Origin of the sequence: Muribaculum sp. NM65_B17, assembly GCF_004793735.1 — a bacterium.
GTDB lineage: Bacteria > Bacteroidota > Bacteroidia > Bacteroidales > Muribaculaceae > Muribaculum > Muribaculum gordoncarteri.
Genome location: NZ_SRYY01000001.1, coordinates 345,524 through 363,066 on the forward strand (window position 1 = coordinate 345,524; position 17,543 = coordinate 363,066).

Below are 17,543 nucleotides of genomic sequence, written 5' to 3' on the forward strand. Positions count from 1 at the left end.
AACATTAGAGAGATATGAAATACCGATTCTGTGGCAACAGTGGATTGCAACTACCGATGATATCACTCGGCTTGTGGCATAATTTCGGATATGTCGACAATTATGCCACGGCTCGTGACATTGTATTCCACGCATTTGACAAGGGCATAACCCACTTCGATATCGCTAATAATTACGGACCGCCTCCCGGAAGCGCCGAGGCTAATTTCGGAAGGATGTTGAGCGAGGGTCTTAAGAATCATCGCGATGAAATCATCGTCACTTCCAAAGCCGGTCACCTCATGTGGGACGGCCCCTATGGCGATGGAGGTTCGCGCAAATATATAATGGCAAGCATAAATCAGAGCCTTAAGCGCACCGGTCTTGAATACTTCGACATCTTTTACAGCCATCGTTATTGTAGCGAAACACCGCTTGGAGAAACGGTTCAGGCTCTTATCGACATCGTGAAGCAGGGCAAGGCCCTCTATGTGGGATTGTCAAAGTATCCTGTGGATAAAGCCGCAGAGGCGTGTGAGATGATGCGACAGCAGAATGTGAGGTGCCTCATATATCAGGACCGTTATAGTATGTTGAGCCGAAAGCCCGAGGGCAGCCACTTTGCCATGTGTCGTGAGCAGGGTCTTGGATTCATCGCTTTTTCGCCGTTGGCACAGGGGTTGCTTACCAATCGCTATATCAACGGAATTCCCGACGGTTCAAGAGCCGCTCGTGACGGAGGGTTCCTGCATCGTGAGGACATAACGCCCGAATTGGTTGAAAAAATCAAGTTGCTTGACGCGATGGCGGCTCGCCGGCGACAGTCGTTGGCTCAAATGGCCATAGCATGGCTACTTGCCAAGCCGGGAATGACATCGGTTATTGTGGGTGCAAGCTCGGTGGGGCAGCTCGACAATAATATCGCCGCAGTTGACAACATTGAGTTTACTATTGAAGAGCTTGCCGAGATAGATGCCATACTGAATCAATAGCCGTCACAGAGCACATATATAAAGAATCAGCCATTTAGCGCAATGCTAAATGGCTGATTTTGTTTATTGTTTAAAAACAGGTATTGTCGATTACTTGCCCTGAACGGCAGCAACACCGGGGAGAATCTTACCTTCGATGGCCTCAAGAAGTGCGCCGCCACCGGTTGATACGTAAGAAACTTCATCGGCAAGACCGAACTTGTTTACACATGCAACCGAGTCACCGCCTCCAACGAGCGAGAATGCGCCATTCTTGGTAGCTTCTACGATAGCATCGGCGATTGCACGAGAACCACCTGTGAAGTTGTCGAATTCAAATACACCTGCAGGGCCGTTCCAAAGGATAGTCTTGGAAGGAACGATTGCAGCGGCAAAAAGCTTGCGGGTTTCGGGACCTGCATCAAGGCCTTCCCATCCGTCGGGGATGTTGTTGGCGGGGCAAACCATAGTCTTGGCATCGTTGCTGAATGAATCGGCAGCAATACAGTCGGTGCCGAGGATGAGGTTTACACCCTTCTCCTTAGCCTTCTTGATTATGTCAAGAGCAAGGTCGAGCTTGTCGTCCTCAACGATTGAGTTACCGATCTTGCCGCCCTGAGCTTTGGCAAATGTATATGTCATACCGCCGCAGAGGATGAGATTGTCAACCTTGTCCATGAGGTTTTCGATGATGCCGATTTTGGTTGAAACCTTAGAACCGCCCATGATTGCGGTGAAGGGACGCTTGATGTCGCTGAGTATGTTGTCAACAGCCTGAACTTCCTTCTCCATGAGGTAGCCGAGCATCTTGTCTTCAGCTCCGAAGTAGTCGGCGATAACGGCTGTTGAAGCGTGCTTGCGGTGAGCGGTACCGAATGCATCGTTAACATAAACATCGGCATAGCTTGCGAGCTGCTTTGCAAATTCTTTCTGTTTTTCCTTCATCTCTTTCTTAGCTGCGTCGTAAGCGGGATCGGCTTTGTCGATGCCTACGGGCTTGCCCTCTTCTTCGGGGTGGAAACGAAGGTTTTCAAGCAGAAGCACTTCGCCGGGCTTGAGGTTGGCTGCGGCTTCAGCTGCTTCGGGACCTACGCAGTCAGATACAAACTTTACATCATGGCCGAGAGCCTTAGCGACATCGTCCTTGATCTGGCTAAGTGAGAACTTAGGATTGACCTTGCCTTTGGGCTTGCCCATGTGTGACATGATGATGAGGCTGCCACCGTCGTTGAGGATTTTCTTGAGGGTGGGGAGGGCGCCACGGATACGGGTGTCATCGGTAATCTTACCGTTTTCATCCAGAGGCACATTGAAGTCAACACGGACAATGGCCTTCTTTCCGGCAAAGTTGTAGTTGTCTATTTTCTGCATTTTGGTTAATATTTAGTTGGTTAATCGAAATAGTCTGTAACAATGAAATATTTACGGCAAATATAGCGGAAATTCGCGAATTATGCTGCTAAATTTGCTTAAATGATGTGAGATGACTTCAATAATGCCGACATCTGGTCGCGAAGCTTTTCAGCCTCCTTGCCTGCAGCTTCGGCGAAGTCTTCACCCGACGATGCGTATATGATGCCTCGCGATGAATTGACGAGCAATCCGCAGTCGGGAATCATGCCGTAACGTGCCACTTCCTCAAGGCTGCCTCCCTGTGCGCCTACACCGGGAACAAGCAGGAAGCTTTGGGGTGCAACGTTGCGAATGTCCTTGAACATGCTGCCCTGTGTAGCACCTACCACATACATCATTTCATCGGGAGTGGCCCATTTCTGCGATGTGGTGATTACGTGCTCGAAGAGTCGCTTGCCGTTTTTGTCCTCGATCAACTGGAAGTCGTGAGATCCCTTGTTGGATGTGAGGGCCAGCAGAATCACCCATTTGCCCTCATATCCGAGAAACGGCGTTACGCTGTCCTCGCCCATGTAGGGAGCCACGGTTATGGCATCGACATCGAGATGCTCGAAGAAGCTGCGGGCATAGAGCATCGAGGTGTTGCCTATGTCGCCTCGCTTGGCATCGGCGATTATGAATTGGTCGGGATGATTCTCCTTCAGATATTTTACTGTGCGCTCAAGGGCAATCCATCCCTCCACACCGAGGCTTTCGTAGAATGCGAGATTGGGCTTGTAGGCTACGCAATAGGGCGCTGTGGCATCGATTATCGCTTTGTTGAAGGCAAATAACGGATTTTCCTCGCGCAGCAGATGCTGAGGTATCTTCTTTATGTCGGGATCAAGTCCCACGCATAGAAATGACTCTTTACGCTTTATGTTCTCAACTAATTCAGTTCTTTTCATCGGTCTATGTTGATTGAGGGTTATAATTCTGACTCTTTTAGCTTCTCGGCATTCTCGGCGATTATCAGGTGGTCGATGCAATCCTGTATGTCACCATCCATGAATGCCGCAAGATTGTAGATTGTGTAGTTGATGCGGTGATCGGTGATGCGTCCCTGCGGATAGTTGTAGGTGCGTATCTTGGCCGAACGGTCGCCGGTCGACACCATCGTCTTTCGTCGTGACGCTATGTCGTCGAGGTACTTTTGGTGCTCCTTGTCGTAGATGAATGTACGCAGTCGGCTTAGGGCGCGCTCTTTGTTCTTGGGCTGGTCGCGTGTTTCGGTACACTCGATCAGTATTTCCTCGGTTTCGCCTGTATTGGGGTTCTTCCACATGTAGCGAAGTCTTACACCCGATTCCACCTTGTTTACGTTCTGGCCTCCGGCACCTCCGCTTCGGAATGTGTCCCACTTTATTTCACCTTCGTTGATTTCTACATCAAATTCCTCGGCCTCGGGCAGCACGGCCACTGTGGCCGCCGATGTGTGCACACGGCCCTGGGTTTCGGTAGCCGGCACTCGTTGTACACGGTGTACGCCGCTTTCATACTTCAGGATACCGTACACGCCTTCGCCCGTTACCGAGAATACTATCTCCTTGAATCCTCCGGCTGTTCCTTCGTTGAAGCTTGTCACGGCTACATTCCAGCCCTTTGACTCACAATATTTGCTGTACATCTTGAACAGGTCGCCTGCGAATATTGCAGCCTCGTCGCCTCCTGTGCCTCCTCTTATTTCAACGATTGCATTCTTGCCGTCCTCGGGGTCGGCCGGGATGAGAAGCAACTTTATCTCCTCTTCAAGCTGCGGTATTCGTGCCGTGGCGTCATCAAGTTCCTCCTTGGCAAGCGAACGCATCTCTTCGTCACTCTCGGAGTCGAGAACTTCACGTGCTTCATTTATGTTGTCGAGCAGATTGCGGTAACAGCGGGTGGCATTGGTCAACTTTTCAAGCTCTTTATACTCCTTGGTCAGTCGTACATAGCGCTTCATGTCTGAAATAACTGCCGGGTCGGTTATCAATGTGCTCACTTCCTCAAAACGCGCTTCAATGCCGTCGAGGCGTGAGAGTAGGGAATTTTCTGACATAAGTGACTATTGTGTTGTAATTTTTCGCGAAGTTACAAATTTTTCGCCATATTTTTATGCATTGTGACGAGTAAAACACCAAAACCGATATTTTAATGTTTTTAACTTTTGTGTGCTCAGTTGTGGCACATGGCGCAGGCTATCTTTGCAACGTGTTCAACTAATAAATCTTATTGCTATGTTACAGCCGATAGTTATCACTCCTAAAGTGATAAGCACAATCCAGTCACTTCCGGAGGAAGAACGAGTTACGATAGCCGGTGCTATCGCGAAAGAGATGATTTTGGGTGACAGCGATGTTTCGCTATCCCCTGTACAGAGGATTATCTATGCTATGATACAGAGTTATATCCGACATGACTCTCACCGATTCAATAAGGAAAATCTTTAGGGCACTATGCGATAATACTATGAAAAACACACATTTTTCAAAATATTGATGTCAAAAAGTGTATCAAACCATTCTCAAAGGTTTAAATATGTGAAATTGTTTGGATGATTACTATTAGTGTTGTAAATTTGAAACAGTAATTTGCCTATCTGTTTTTAGTGAACGTATCATTTCTTCTTAGACTCAAATATTGAATTATGAGAGATATAACTGATGTCTTCCTTCATATACTCCATCAATACGGAAGTGTGGATATGGCCGAAGCGGAGTTCAAAAAAATGATAAACGAGGATTCGGAGCTGCGAACCGAGTACCGTGAATGGTGCGATGCTGTGGGAAGTAGTGAAAAGAACGGATTCCTTGATTTTTGTGAGGAGTACATGGATTCACAGGAGTCCATCTACGATACATTGAACGATTATGATGAGTGATCGTGCGACAAGACTTCCTGCCGAGTGGGAACCTCACGGAGCTGTGATGCTTTCGTGGCCCCACAAGGACACCGACTGGGCTCCGGTACTCGATGAAGCAATCGACTGTTTCGTCGAGATAGCCAAGGCAATTGCCCGGGAGGAAACGCTGATCGTTGTCGCTCCCGATGTCGAGGAGCCGCGACGAGTGCTTGACTGTGAGAAACTGCCTAATCGCATACTTTATCTTACGGTACCGACCAATGACACGTGGGCCCGTGATTTCGGCCCTATAACCGTAGAACGTGACGGTAATCCGGTGATATGCGATTTCAAGTTCAACGGGTGGGGACTTAAGTTTCCCGCCGACAAGGACAATCTAATAACCCGCGCCATGTGCAATACCGGTTTGCTGAGAGGTCGTTACAGCAACGAACTTTCGTTTGTGCTCGAAGGCGGCTCAATCGAGAGTGACGGGCAGGGGACTTTGATGACTACATCGCAATGCCTGCTTTCGCCCAATCGCAACGGAGCGATGTCGCGTGATGAAATCGAGGAGTACCTTAAGTCGCGATTCGGTCTTGACCGGGTGCTGTGGCTTGATTACGGCGCGCTTGAAGGCGATGACACCGACAGCCACATCGACACACTTGCCCGCTTGACACCAAATGACACCATCTTATATGTAGGCACTGACGATGTCACCGACAGCCACTATGATGAGCTGAACAAGATGAAGCTTCAGCTTCAGTCATTTGTGACCGCTTCGGGACAGCCTTACAACCTTATAGAACTGCCATTGCCCGATGCCGTGTATGACGAGGAGGGAAACAGATTGCCTGCTACCTATGCCAATTTCTTGATTATGAATCATTCGATATTGATGCCTGTCTACCGACAGCCGCAGAAGGACGAACTTGCAGCGCAGATAATCAAGATTGCATTCCCCGATCATCAGGTGGTGAAAATCGATTGCAGTGTATTGATAAAACAACACGGCTCGCTGCATTGTGTGACGATGCAGGTGCCTGAAACGATATTACCTATATGAGCAATATTCTGAAAGTAGGAATTATACAGCAAGCCAATACGGGCGACATTGACAACAATCGCAATCGACTTGCCGAGAAGATGAGGCGCCTTGCCGAAAACGGCGCCCGACTCATAGTGAATCAGGAGTTGCATGATTCGCTCTATTTTTGTCAGACTGAATCGACCGACTTGTGCGAGCTTGCCGTGGGATTCCCTTCAAAGACCACCGAATTCTACTCGGCACTTGCCCGTGAGCTTGGAGTCGTAATAGTTACTTCGTTGTTTGAACGCAGGGCTCCGGGACTGTATCACAATACGGCCGTAGTGTTTGAGGCTGACGGCTCGATTGCAGGAAAATACCGTAAGATGCACATTCCTGACGATCCTGCCTACTATGAGAAGTTCTACTTTACTCCCGGTGATCTCGGTTTTGAACCTATTGACACATCGGTAGGACGACTTGGCGTGCTTGTGTGCTGGGACCAGTGGTATCCCGAGGCTGCGCGTCTTATGGCATTGCGTGGAGCCGAGATGCTCATCTATCCCACCGCAATAGGATGGGAGAGCAGCGACGCCGACGATGAGAAATCGCGTCAGCGTGAAGCATGGATTACCGTGCAGCGCGGCCATGCAATAGCCAACGGACTTCCGCTTATAGCTGTAAATAGAGTGGGACATGAGGACGACCCGTCGAATGTCACGGGAGGAATTCAGTTTTGGGGCAGCTCTTTTGTTGCGGGACCGCAGGGTGAATTCCTGTTCAAGGCTCCTGACGATAAAGAGTGCGAGGCTGTGGTCGAAATCGACCTGTCCCGCTCGGAAAATGTGCGCCGTTGGTGGCCGTTCCTCCGTGACAGACGCATTGATGCTTACGGAGGCTTGACAAGCCGTTTCCTTGACTGATAAAATATTAACTGAATGAAAAGGTTGGTACTTCAATTTGCCGTAGTTGCAATTTGCATTCTTTTGGCGGGTTGCAATGACGATGATTCGCTATTCTCTACCGCTCAGATAAATCAAGCTCTTCTTGACATGAAGGGCACCTATCGAGGCGATGCGAGTGTATCATATTATCATGGCGATGACATTGCCGATATTCCGGAAGCGGTTGCCGTTTCTCGTGATTCATTGGAATTCGGAATGTCGTTGTTGCCCATTGCCGATATTATTGATGACGAGATTGTAAGCAAACGACTTCGTGATATAGGTGATATTTCGGTTAAGGCGGGATATGAATTCCTGCAAATGGACGATCAAATTATACACTTTGTACTGCATCCGGTCGATGTAGTGATTTTAGGAGGATATGGCTCACCGGGCACTGTGAAATTTGTGTTTTCACAGAATTTTGGTGGCGATGCCGATACATATTATCATAATATGGTGTTTAACATTTCCCCGACTGAACTTTGGGTGAATGGAAAGAAATGCGAGAGTTTCAAGCAACTTGTATACCACTTCGGCGGTGATGCTAAATGATATCACCGCTGAAGTGGCATTTTTTAATCTTTATGTGTAAGAGCGGTTATTTTTTCGGATAATCCTTACCGTCGTAGAAAGCTTTGCCTACTTTTTCGCCGATTATGCGATAAGAATTGGTTTCCGAATCAAAGGATATCGGCTGAAGTTTGTTGTAGTCCACGGCTCCCTTTTCGTCAACTATTGAGTCGTCGACTATTGTGTTTATAATTTCTCCCACTACACGGGTTTCTCCAAGTTCCTCGTTTATTGAAATCACCCGGCACTCCATTGTCAACGAATACTCCTCGATGATGGGTGCGTCGACATTTTCCGATTTGACAACGGTCACTCCTGCGTCGGCAACCTTGTCGGGATTCTTATTGCCTGAAACTATTCCGAAGTAATCTGACAGTTTCAGTGTGTCGACTGTGCCGAGGCTTACAGTGAATGCTCCACGACTGCGTATGTTGCGTGTTGTCTTATGGGTCGATGACAGATTGAGTGCTATATTGGTATATCCGCATTGTCCGCCCCATGCGGCATTCATGGCATCGGGTACTCCGTTTTCGTCATAGGTACACACGATAAGCACCGGCAGGGGTGCAATCACGGCTTTGTTGTTAATGCTTTTTTTCATGATTATGATGTGTTTGTGAGTTATGGTTTTCCTATATTAATCTGTTTTTGCGTGTTAATGTTCACTGAAATGTCACATCTTGTCCTCTTTTATTATAAGGAGTACATCATTGGGCTTAAGTTGCAATTGACCGTTAGGCACAATATAGCGGTCGTTGCGCTTAATCATCATGACAAGCGAGCCCGGTGCGAGGTTCATGTCACGCAGTGTGTTTCCGCCTGACAATCGCTCTTCGGTCAATGTAAGCGTTTCCAGCGAAGTGGGAAGCTCGTCGGCGAGTTCGACACCGAAATCGTTGTCCTCGACGCCTTCGTTGGTGGTAAGCTTCAGTTTACGGGCGCACGTAATCACCGATGTGCCTTGCAGGAGTAGCGACAGCAATGTCACGAAGAACACGATGTTGAATATCTGCGATGCTCCATCGATATTGGCGATTACGGGATAGGTGGCGAATATGATCGGAACGGCTCCGCGTAATCCCACCCACGATATGAAGCATTTTGCGTTAATCGATATTTTGCTGAGCGGCGAAAGACTAAGGAATACACTCAGTGGTCGTCCGATTATGATCATGAACATTCCTATAAGCAGTGACACCGGTGCCACTTCGAGCATTTCGTGGGGATTTACAAGCAATCCAAGCATCAGGAACACCACAATCTGAGCAAGCCAAGTCATGCCGTTCATGAATTTGCCTATGGCACGATGGTTGGGGATTGTGGCGTTACCCACAACTATTCCACAGATATATACGGCAAGGTATCCGTTGCCGGTGAGCGCGGTAGTAGCTGCAAAGGTGAAAAATACCGATGCGAGCAGCAATATGGAGGTCATGGAAGCGGCTTGATCGGCATCCTCCTTGATTGACGAGTCGTTGCCTATGCGGCGATAGGTTTTGATGAGCCATTTTGTGAATCGTCCCATCATCAGTCCCATTGCGCCACCAATGCCGAATTGCAGTGCAAGTTGCACTATAATCTGTGTAACCGAAAGATTTCCGCCAAGGGTTATCGTTTCAATCAATATTATTGTGAGCATGTAGGCCATCGGGTCATTGGAACCGCTTTCAAGCTCAAGCATGGGGCGCAGATTCTCTCTAAGATTGACCTTCTGACTGCCGAGAATGCCGAAAACTGAAGCAGAGTCGGTTGATGACATTGTGGCCGCAAGCAGCAGCGACGGCAGAAAAGCGAAGTGGATGTTGGTCCATGACATCCCTGACAGCCACCACACGAAAACACCGGTGAGCAAAGCCGTTAGCAGTACGCCGACAGTCGAGAGTATCAATCCCGGTACTATGACAGGGCGTATCGACGATAGTTTTGTATCCATTCCTCCCGAGAAAAGGATTATACACAAAGCGATCATGCCTATGAACTGTGCGGTGTGCATGTCGCTGAACTGTATGCCAAGTCCGTCGGTGCCGAATCCCATGCCTACAATCAGGAAGATTAACAGCAACGGCAGTCCTATGCGATAGCTTGATTTGCCGATAAGCACTCCGGCTACTAAAAGAGTCGAGCCGATAAGCAATATGTTTTCCGATGTTATGTAATTCATGCAATGATAACAATATTATTAAATCCAAAGTTACAATTAAAATTCAGAATTTGTGATAAATCGAAAGGCGGTTAATGCCGTGAATGGAATAAATTTATTGTTTTCTTAACATTTTGGACTGCATGAGGATCGGGTGGTGTGACATCAAATTATTTAGGCCGGATGTGGATGTTATTACGAAAATTTTTTATTTTTGCATCAAGTCAAAAGCGAATTAAATATGGAAAAATATAACGGCACAAGATACAATTCGTTGTGGGACAGCTCTACATGGTCGATAATATCCTTAGTAATGGTGTGTTGTGTAATACCTTGCTTTTCGGGCGACGGCATCTGGCCTATCATAATCTGCTTGTTTATGTTGGCGTTTATATTGGTTACTTTCATCGGAATATATTATCGAATCGACGGCGATAAACTTGTAGTGTACACATTCTTTATTCCTACCGCATATCCCATTGACAAGATAAAAGATATCAAGCCTACAAAGAGTGTGCTTTCCGCTCCGGCAACATCGCTCTCTCAACGATTGGCTATAACTTTCACCGACAGGAAGATTCTGAAAAGTTTTATGCCGCTTTTAATTTCGCCGGTGCGTCAGCAGGAGTTTATTATGCAACTTCTTTCCATCAATCCTGAAATAGCAGTTAAAAACGTTCGATAATCCGACTTTCCCGACAATTATTTAGCCTATATTGCCAAAAACAGGGACAATTATTTTGATTCGTTGAATTTACTTTTTTGAGTTAATTGTGTCATATAAGTATAAACCGTTACTTATATGAAGAAAATAGTATTCATTATCATTCTTGGACTGCTTTGGACTACGATTCCTGTAGAAGCGCAGCATCGTCGCGGACACCGTGATCGGTATGAATATGCTCAAGGACGGCCCCGATTGCAATATGTAATAGGACATAACGCGGTCTTATTTGACGGAAAGGTCATAAAGGGCGCTTCTCCGGCATATTTCAAAGTGTTGCGTGACGGTTATGCACGTGACGATTGGAAAGTCTATTACATGGGGAAGGCGATAAAGGGAGCCAACAGCAACTCTTTTAAAGTTTTGGACAACGGTTACGCTAAAGATTCCTGGGATGTATATTATCACGGGAGCAAAATAAAGGGAGCCAACTCCGGAAGCTTCAAAGTGCTTAACGGCCGTTATGCACGTGATGCTTGGGATGTATATTTCAAGGGAATGAAGATAAAGGGTGCATCGCCGGGAAGTTTCAAGGTGTTGCGTGACGGTTACGCATGTGACGCATGGAATGTATATTACAATGGCGATAAAATAAAGGGTGCGTCACCTGAGAGATTCCGAATTTTGCGTGACGGATACGCTGAGGACGGCAGAAACACTTATTATCTCGGTCGCAAAGTATCGCGTCGTTAATCCGTTAGTATTTATCATATATTAAATTAATAAGGCCATTTGTCATTTGACAGATGGCCTTATTATTTGTACGATATTAAAATTGGTTTATTGTCATCCTGATTGCTGTCAGATGCTCAAGCAGTGTGGCGAGTTGGTCGAGAGGCAGCATATTGGCTCCGTCGCTTTTGGCCTTTGACGGTTCTCGGTGGGTTTCGATGAAAAGTCCGTCGACACCTACAGCTATTCCCGCACGTGCCACTGTTTCTATGAGGTCGGGACGACCGCCCGTTACTCCTGCCGCCTGATTGGGCTGTTGCAGCGAGTGGGTTGCATCAAGAATCACGGGTACGCCGCTCTTCTGCATTGTGGGTATGCCTCGGTAGTCGACAATAAGGTCCTGATAGCCGAATGTGGTGCCGCGTTCGGTTATTGCAACCTGATTGTTGCCCGCATCGATTACCTTGCGCACTGCAAACTCCATTGCTTCGGGCGAAAGGAACTGACCTTTCTTTATGTTTACCATTTTGCCGGTCTTTGCCGCTGCTACAAGCAGTTCGGTCTGTCGGCACAGGAAAGCCGGAATCTGGAGTATGTCGACATATTCGGCAGCGATCGCCGCTTCTTCCGATGTGTGTATGTCGGTTACTACCGGGATATTAAATGTTTCACGCACTTTGCGCAATATTTTCAACGCTTTTTCATCGCCTATTCCGGTGAATGAGTCGATGCGTGAGCGATTGGCTTTGCGATATGATCCCTTGAATACGTAGGGTATGTTAAGACGGGCTGTGATATTGGCAATGTTTTCAGCTATGTCGAGAGCCATCTCCTCGCCTTCGATTACACAAGGGCCGGCAAGAAGAAAGAAATTGCCTGTCGATGATGACTTTAAATAATTAAGCATTTCGTGTTCAGGTGTTTTATTGAGTTAATTGACTTATTATGTGGAATGTGTCGCAGGCTACAAGGGCTGCGGTTTCGGTGCGCAGTCGATTGTCGCCGAGTGTTACCGGACAGTATCCGGCATCGATGGCCGCCTTTATCTCTTCGGGAGCGAAATCGCCCTCGGGGCCAATGAGTATGACCACGCTCTCGCTTTGGGGATTGTATTCCTTGGCAAGTGACAGGCGGGGTATTGTGGGATCGCAATAGGCTACAAAGCGTTGTGTCGCGTTCAGTTCTGAAATTACTTTGTCGATGGGAGTCATAGGCCATATTTCAGGCAAGGTGGCTTTCAACGACTGTTTCATTGCTGAAACGGCGATGCGTTCAAGTCGTTCGATTTTGATCTCCTTGCGTTCGGAATGACGACATTTGACGGGGATTATTCGGTTTACGCCTATTTCAGTGAGTTTTTCGACTACCCATTCCATGCGGTCGATGTTTTTAGTGGGGGCGATGGCTACTGTTATGTGACATCGCCACACCGGAAGCACCGGGAAGCGCTCGATAATCTCGACCGATGCGTGACGGGGCTTGTCGTCAAGAAGGCGGCAAGTGTAACGCATTCCCTTTCCGTCAATCACCTCAATAGTGTCGCCTATGCGTGTGCGCAACACTTTGATGCAGTGCTGTGCCTCGCTCTCGGGCAAGGTAAGGGTTTCGTTTATGTCGGGAGCATAGAATTGAATCATTGTATCACTCTCTTACGTGCTTGTATTTGAACAATATCTTGAAAAGAATAGCCACGACAAGCGAATAGCCTGCGAATATGAGCCAAGGCGTACTCCAGTCGCCGAGCATGTAGCTGTGTCCGTCGACTTCCTGCCATGAGCAGTAGCGGTTTACGATGCCGCCTGCTATCAATGTACCTATCGAGGCTCCCACGCCGTTGGTCATCAGCATGAACAGGCCCTGTGCCGAAGCCTTGATGTTGTCGTGCGTTTCCTGCTCGACGAAGAGCGCGCCTGACACATTGAAGAAGTCAAATGCCACACCGTAGACAATCATTGACAGGATGAACATCCACAATCCTGATCCGGGATTGCCTATGCCGAAGAAGCCGAATCGCAGGACCCAGGCAATCATGGCTATCAGCATGACATTCTTGATGCCGTAACGCTTCAGGAAGAATGGTATCATGAGTATGCACAACGCCTCGGAAATCTGCGATAGCGATGTTAGCAATGTCGCATTGTTGGCTCCGAAAGTGTTGGCATATTCGGCAATACCCTTGAAGCTTGTAATGAATGTCGTCGCAAATCCGTTGGTAATCTGAAGTGCTACACCAAGGAGCATGGAGAAGAAGAAGAAAACGAACATGCGCTGGTCCTTGAAAAGCTTGAAAGCGTCAAGACCAAGTATCGACATGATGCCCTTGTTCTTGTCATTCTTTCCACCCACAGGAACGTTGGGCAGGAAGAAGCTGTAGGCTGCAAGCAACAGTCCCGTGATTCCGCTCACGAGCAATTGCATATCGGTGTATTGAAATCGGAAATCGGCAAACGGATTCTCGTCGGAAATAGTGAATCCGAAATGTCCGTCGTGATAGTAGGCGCAATTTACAAACCACATCGCAACGATGAATCCCACTGTGCCGAGAACCCTTATGGGCGGGAAATCCTTAACCGTGTCACCGCCTTTGCTCTTGAGTATCGAAAACGACACACTGTTGGAAAGTGCGATGGTGGGCATATAGAACGCCACGCTCAATGTGTATAAGGTGAAGAAAGGTGTAAATTCAAGGGTGGGGTGGCTCTGACCGTAATTCCATGCGAGAATCATGAATACGGCGGCGAGAAAGTGGCATATACCGAGCAGCTTTTGTCCCGGAATCCAACGGTCGGCAATCACGCCAATGACAGCCGGCATGAATATCGACACGAATCCCACCACAGAATAGAACCATGCGATGTCGCTTCCAAGTCCTGCCGGTCCGAGGTATTGTCCGAGGCACACGAGATAGCTTCCCCATACTGCAAATTGCAGGAAGCTTAATATTGACAGCCTTATCTTAGTCGAGTTCATAATAGATGTTTTTATGGTTATGTGGTTTTATGATAGATATCAATCGTTGCCTCGCTTGCGTTTCAATATTTCGCTCACTTTTGCCGCCTCCTCGTAATTTTCCTCTCTTATAAGTCGGTCGAGGGTGCGTTCAAGCTCTTCTATTGAGTAGTTTTCGATTTTGGGCTCATCATTGGTCTGCGCTCCGCTATTCTGCCGTGCTTCGGCCGATGCTTCATCGTCGGTGATGTCATGCTCCTCCATAATGAATCCCGTTTCATCGATAATCTCACGTGTCGTGTATATGGGTGCTTTGGAACGCATCGCTATTCCGATTGCGTCGGATGTGCGTGAATCGAGTACTATCTGCCTTTCTCCGTCGGAGAATGTCAGCTCCGAAGAGAATATGCCGTCTTCAAATTTGTATATGAACACCTCCTTGAGCTTGACCCCGAATGCATGGGCGAAACTCACGAAAAGGTCGTGGGTCATGGGGCGTGGAGGTATGATGTTCTCCATTCTGATTGCAATGGATTGGGCTTCAGTCGCACCTATCACTACCGGTATTCGATACGGACCGTCGATTTGGGCGAGTATGAGCGCATAGGCTCCTGTCTGTATCTGACTGTAAGATATTCCCAGTACTTTCAGTTGTATGCGGTTGTCGTTGTCCATTATTTCACAATATTACGTTTTGTCCGGTTATTATTCCACTGCCGTAGCAGAGGTGGCCTTTTGCATCGTATATTACGGCAAACTGTCCCGGGGCTATTCCCTGAACACGGTTCTGCGATTCGATTACATATTCCCTGTCGTTCAACCGTGTCAATGTGCCGGGCTGGAACTCGGGAGCGTGACGGTTCTTGAACGTTATAGGTGTCTTGTTGCACTCTTCGCCCCAAGGATTACCTGAGATGAAGTGCATTTCGTCGAGATGCAAGGTGTTGCCATATTGCTTCTCGGTGTCGTAGCCGTTGCTTACATAGATTACATTGTCATGAACGTTCTTCTTGACAACATACCATGGGCCGCCGCTAAGTCCGAGTCCTTTGCGTTGGCCTATTGTGTGAAACCAGAATCCGTTGTGTTCGCCTATTTTTCGTCCGGTTTCAAGTTCGATGATTGCCCCCTTCTTTATTCCGAGGTGGCGTTTTATAAAATCGTTGTAGTTTATCTTGCCGAGGAAACATATTCCCTGGCTGTCCTTGCGGAATGCATTCGGCATTCGGGCGGCAATGGCTGTTTCCCTGACAGCTGCCTTGGGCATGTTGCCCAACGGGAACATCAGATGACACAGCTGCTCGTAGCTTATGCGGGCGAGGAAGTCGGTCTGGTCCTTTACGGGATCGACTGCCGTTGCAAGATAGGTGGTGTTGCCGATGATATCGGTCGATGCATAGTGTCCTGTGGCCGTCTTGTCGAATTCATGTCCCCAACGCTGTTCAAAATAGCCGAATTTTATCATCTTGTTACACATGATGTCGGGGTTGGGAGTCAATCCCTGTCGCACGGTGTTCAATGCGTATTCCATGACATTGTCCCAATATTCCTGATGCAGTGACACTACATCAAACGGGCATCCGTATTTGCGGGCGATCAGAGTACACATTTCAATGTCCTCTTCGGCCGAACAGTCACCTTCGTCGGTGTCAAGGCCGATGCGGATGTAAAAAAGATGCAGGTCATGACCCTCTTCTTTCAGCTTGTGTACGACTACCGCGCTGTCAACTCCTCCTGAGATTAAAACGGCTATGTTCATTAACAGTATTAAAAATGGTAATGGGGTTAATTGCTATACTTCGTCCAACTCTTCAGATTCGTCCTTGCCATGTTGTGAAATAAGGAAGATGGAAATGAAGTAGTCGAGCGATATCTTGCCGGGCCCGGCCAACAGGAGGAAGAGAAATATGCCTATGAACATTATTGGCAGGTAGCCCGGTTGTGTACTCGATATTGAATAGGTGAATACATCCGACAACAGGTCGTGAAGCAGGTAATATTCCGCGATTATCATTGATATGACAGGCGGTATCACCGCAAGACGGGTTAGGAAACCCACCATGATGAAGAGCGAACACACAAGCTCAATCGTTATCATGACGATGAGCGAGGTTTCGCTGCTCCAGCCCAGAACCGAGGGAAACGTATAGCGCAACGTTGAGAATGTCATGAGATGGCGTATGCCAAACTGCAAGAACATTATTCCTACAAACAGCCTCATAAACAGTCGGGCCAGATTGCTGTAGGTGTATCCTGTGCAACGTATGAACAGGCTTTCGATATGGTGGGTCAGTTTTCGCATTACTCTTTAGTTGTAGTGTTTTGTTGCAGGTTCAAGTTCTCACATATTCTCAACAATTGGTCTACCGACATATTGCGTAGAACAACCTTGTGTTCGTTGTCGAGTAGATATATGTTGGGCATATTGCGAAGGTCGATATATTTTGCCGCATCGGGAGCACTTCCCACTTCCCACTCATAGGGGTAGTCGGCAACCTCTTCCTTCCATTTGGGAGTGGCTTCGCCTACATTTATCACTACTATTTTCAGCTTTCCGCTCTTTACGAGATTGGTGACGGCGACATCGGTTTCAAGTCGCAACATGATTATGGAGCAGTCGGCGCAACTTTCATCGACAAATATCATAGCGATGAATTCACCGTTTTGGTTGTAAAGGTCGTGAGTGGCTCCGTGTCGGGTGGTATAGGACAGCTGATTTACATTTGCGCCTACCTGCGAAGAGTTGAGCATCTTCACTTTTTCCATATAAGGAGCCTTATCGGCATTGCTTATCTTTTTATTGGCAAGTACCGAACGTGCAAACATGATGAACACTTCGTCGCTCCAGAACGGGGCTTCGGGACCGAAGAGATTGCGGTCGGCCTGCTCGGCTATCTGAAGTATTGCCTTGGGGTTGTCTTTGAATCGGTTGAGCAGTGCGTTGGCCGATTTGCGGATGCTGTCGGTGTAGGCATAGGGTACAAATGAGATGTAGTCGCGGAACGCCCTGTTGAATTTTGCCGTGTCAGGCATCACCTTCTTGAAGTCGCAGTTGTCCCAAAACTTCATTATAACGTAACTTGTGCGGTCCTCGAGGGTTGACAATGTGTCAGGCGCCTGAGGATAGGCAAATGGCGTTTCAATCTGTTGTGCATTCATGGCAAGTGACATGGTCATTGCCGTGATTAACGAAAGTATGATTTTTTTCATTTTATGGCTGTTGGCATAATTTTTGATTAACAAAGATAATGAAAGCTCTCGTGAGTACAAAATTAAGAGTAGCTTAAAATTTTTTTGTGATGTTAAAATATATGGTTTTTAACCTAACTTTATGGTTGCATATATTGT

General features: G+C 47.6%; 20 protein-coding genes. 8 read left to right on the forward strand and 12 right to left on the reverse strand.

All coding sequences use genetic code 11. The features are described 5' to 3' along the window. Nucleotides 1-14 precede the first annotated feature (14 nt). Nucleotides 15-971 carry an aldo/keto reductase gene (locus tag E5354_RS01525; protein WP_135946173.1) on the forward strand — a complete coding sequence of 319 codons (957 nt, stop codon included), beginning with the start codon at nt 15-17 and terminating at the stop codon, nt 969-971. Between the two features lie 90 nt (nt 972-1,061). On the opposite strand, the gene E5354_RS01530 is transcribed toward E5354_RS01525, so the two are convergent. From E5354_RS01530 to prfA, 3 genes are all read right to left on the reverse strand, one after another. Next, nucleotides 1,062-2,321, reverse strand: coding sequence for a phosphoglycerate kinase (locus E5354_RS01530; RefSeq protein WP_123396578.1), 1,260 nt, complete (start codon nt 2,319-2,321; stop codon nt 1,062-1,064). A gap of 98 nt (nt 2,322-2,419) precedes the next feature. Beyond that, nucleotides 2,420-3,250, reverse strand: coding sequence for an orotidine-5'-phosphate decarboxylase (gene pyrF, locus E5354_RS01535; protein WP_123396579.1), 831 nt, complete (start codon nt 3,248-3,250; stop codon nt 2,420-2,422). Between the two features lie 20 nt (nt 3,251-3,270). Continuing rightward, entirely contained in the window at nt 3,271-4,380 is a 1,110-nt protein-coding gene (prfA, locus tag E5354_RS01540; protein WP_123396580.1) for a peptide chain release factor 1, read from the reverse strand. A gap of 178 nt (nt 4,381-4,558) precedes the next feature. Here prfA and E5354_RS01545 point away from each other — a divergent pair, with 178 nt between their 5' ends. From E5354_RS01545 to E5354_RS01565, 5 genes are all read left to right on the forward strand, one after another. After that, complete coding sequence (locus E5354_RS01545; RefSeq protein ID WP_123396581.1) at nt 4,559-4,771, forward strand: hypothetical protein; 213 nt, start codon at nt 4,559-4,561, stop codon at nt 4,769-4,771. Between the two features lie 197 nt (nt 4,772-4,968). Continuing rightward, nucleotides 4,969-5,202, forward strand: coding sequence for a hypothetical protein (locus tag E5354_RS01550; protein WP_123396582.1), 234 nt, complete (start codon nt 4,969-4,971; stop codon nt 5,200-5,202). Continuing rightward, nucleotides 5,192-6,232, forward strand: a complete 1,041-nt coding sequence (locus tag E5354_RS01555) for an agmatine deiminase family protein (protein WP_246863709.1) — start codon at nt 5,192-5,194, stop codon at nt 6,230-6,232. Before E5354_RS01550 ends, E5354_RS01555 begins: the two co-directional genes overlap by 11 nt. After that, a complete protein-coding gene (locus E5354_RS01560) occupies nt 6,229-7,116 on the forward strand; it encodes a carbon-nitrogen hydrolase (protein ID WP_135946174.1) in 888 nt (295 codons plus the stop codon). The genes E5354_RS01555 and E5354_RS01560 overlap by 4 nt, the downstream gene beginning before the upstream one ends. A gap of 15 nt (nt 7,117-7,131) precedes the next feature. Beyond that, nucleotides 7,132-7,692: a DUF4840 domain-containing protein gene (locus E5354_RS01565; RefSeq protein WP_135946175.1), complete on the forward strand. Its 561-nt coding sequence runs from the start codon at nt 7,132-7,134 to the stop codon at nt 7,690-7,692. A 46-nt stretch (nt 7,693-7,738) separates the two neighbouring features. Here E5354_RS01565 and E5354_RS01570 read toward each other — a convergent pair whose 3' ends face one another. Beyond that, nucleotides 7,739-8,311 (reverse strand): flavin reductase family protein, encoded by a 573-nt coding sequence (locus E5354_RS01570; protein ID WP_135946176.1) that lies wholly within the window; start codon nt 8,309-8,311, stop codon nt 7,739-7,741. 72 nt (nt 8,312-8,383) lie between these two features. Next, nucleotides 8,384-9,871: a potassium/proton antiporter gene (locus E5354_RS01575; RefSeq protein ID WP_135946177.1), complete on the reverse strand. Its 1,488-nt coding sequence runs from the start codon at nt 9,869-9,871 to the stop codon at nt 8,384-8,386. 220 nt (nt 9,872-10,091) lie between these two features. Between E5354_RS01575 and E5354_RS01580 the strand changes: the two genes are divergently transcribed. Then, nucleotides 10,092-10,535, forward strand: coding sequence for a PH domain-containing protein (locus E5354_RS01580; RefSeq protein WP_135946178.1), 444 nt, complete (start codon nt 10,092-10,094; stop codon nt 10,533-10,535). A gap of 117 nt (nt 10,536-10,652) precedes the next feature. Beyond that, nucleotides 10,653-11,267 carry a DKNYY domain-containing protein gene (locus E5354_RS01585; protein ID WP_135946179.1) on the forward strand — a complete coding sequence of 205 codons (615 nt, stop codon included), beginning with the start codon at nt 10,653-10,655 and terminating at the stop codon, nt 11,265-11,267. A 76-nt stretch (nt 11,268-11,343) separates the two neighbouring features. On the opposite strand, the gene kdsA is transcribed toward E5354_RS01585, so the two are convergent. From kdsA to E5354_RS01620, 7 genes are read right to left on the reverse strand one after another with little or no spacing between them, the layout of a single operon-like run. After that, nucleotides 11,344-12,153 carry a 3-deoxy-8-phosphooctulonate synthase gene (gene kdsA, locus E5354_RS01590; protein ID WP_135946180.1) on the reverse strand — a complete coding sequence of 270 codons (810 nt, stop codon included), beginning with the start codon at nt 12,151-12,153 and terminating at the stop codon, nt 11,344-11,346. A 16-nt stretch (nt 12,154-12,169) separates the two neighbouring features. Next, entirely contained in the window at nt 12,170-12,883 is a 714-nt protein-coding gene (locus E5354_RS01595; protein WP_135946181.1) for a 16S rRNA (uracil(1498)-N(3))-methyltransferase, read from the reverse strand. A 4-nt stretch (nt 12,884-12,887) separates the two neighbouring features. Continuing rightward, complete coding sequence (locus E5354_RS01600; RefSeq protein WP_135946182.1) at nt 12,888-14,216, reverse strand: MFS transporter; 1,329 nt, start codon at nt 14,214-14,216, stop codon at nt 12,888-12,890. A gap of 39 nt (nt 14,217-14,255) precedes the next feature. Then, nucleotides 14,256-14,870 (reverse strand): bifunctional nuclease family protein, encoded by a 615-nt coding sequence (locus E5354_RS01605; protein ID WP_135946183.1) that lies wholly within the window; start codon nt 14,868-14,870, stop codon nt 14,256-14,258. A 4-nt stretch (nt 14,871-14,874) separates the two neighbouring features. Further along, on the reverse strand, nt 14,875-15,954 hold the full coding sequence (mnmA, locus tag E5354_RS01610) for a tRNA 2-thiouridine(34) synthase MnmA (protein ID WP_135946184.1): 1,080 nt from the start codon (nt 15,952-15,954) through the stop codon (nt 14,875-14,877). A 33-nt stretch (nt 15,955-15,987) separates the two neighbouring features. After that, complete coding sequence (locus tag E5354_RS01615; RefSeq protein ID WP_135946185.1) at nt 15,988-16,497, reverse strand: DoxX family protein; 510 nt, start codon at nt 16,495-16,497, stop codon at nt 15,988-15,990. Continuing rightward, nucleotides 16,497-17,405 (reverse strand): DUF5106 domain-containing protein, encoded by a 909-nt coding sequence (locus E5354_RS01620; protein WP_135946186.1) that lies wholly within the window; start codon nt 17,403-17,405, stop codon nt 16,497-16,499. Before E5354_RS01620 ends, E5354_RS01615 begins: the two co-directional genes overlap by 1 nt. Nucleotides 17,406-17,543: the final 138 nt, after the last annotated feature.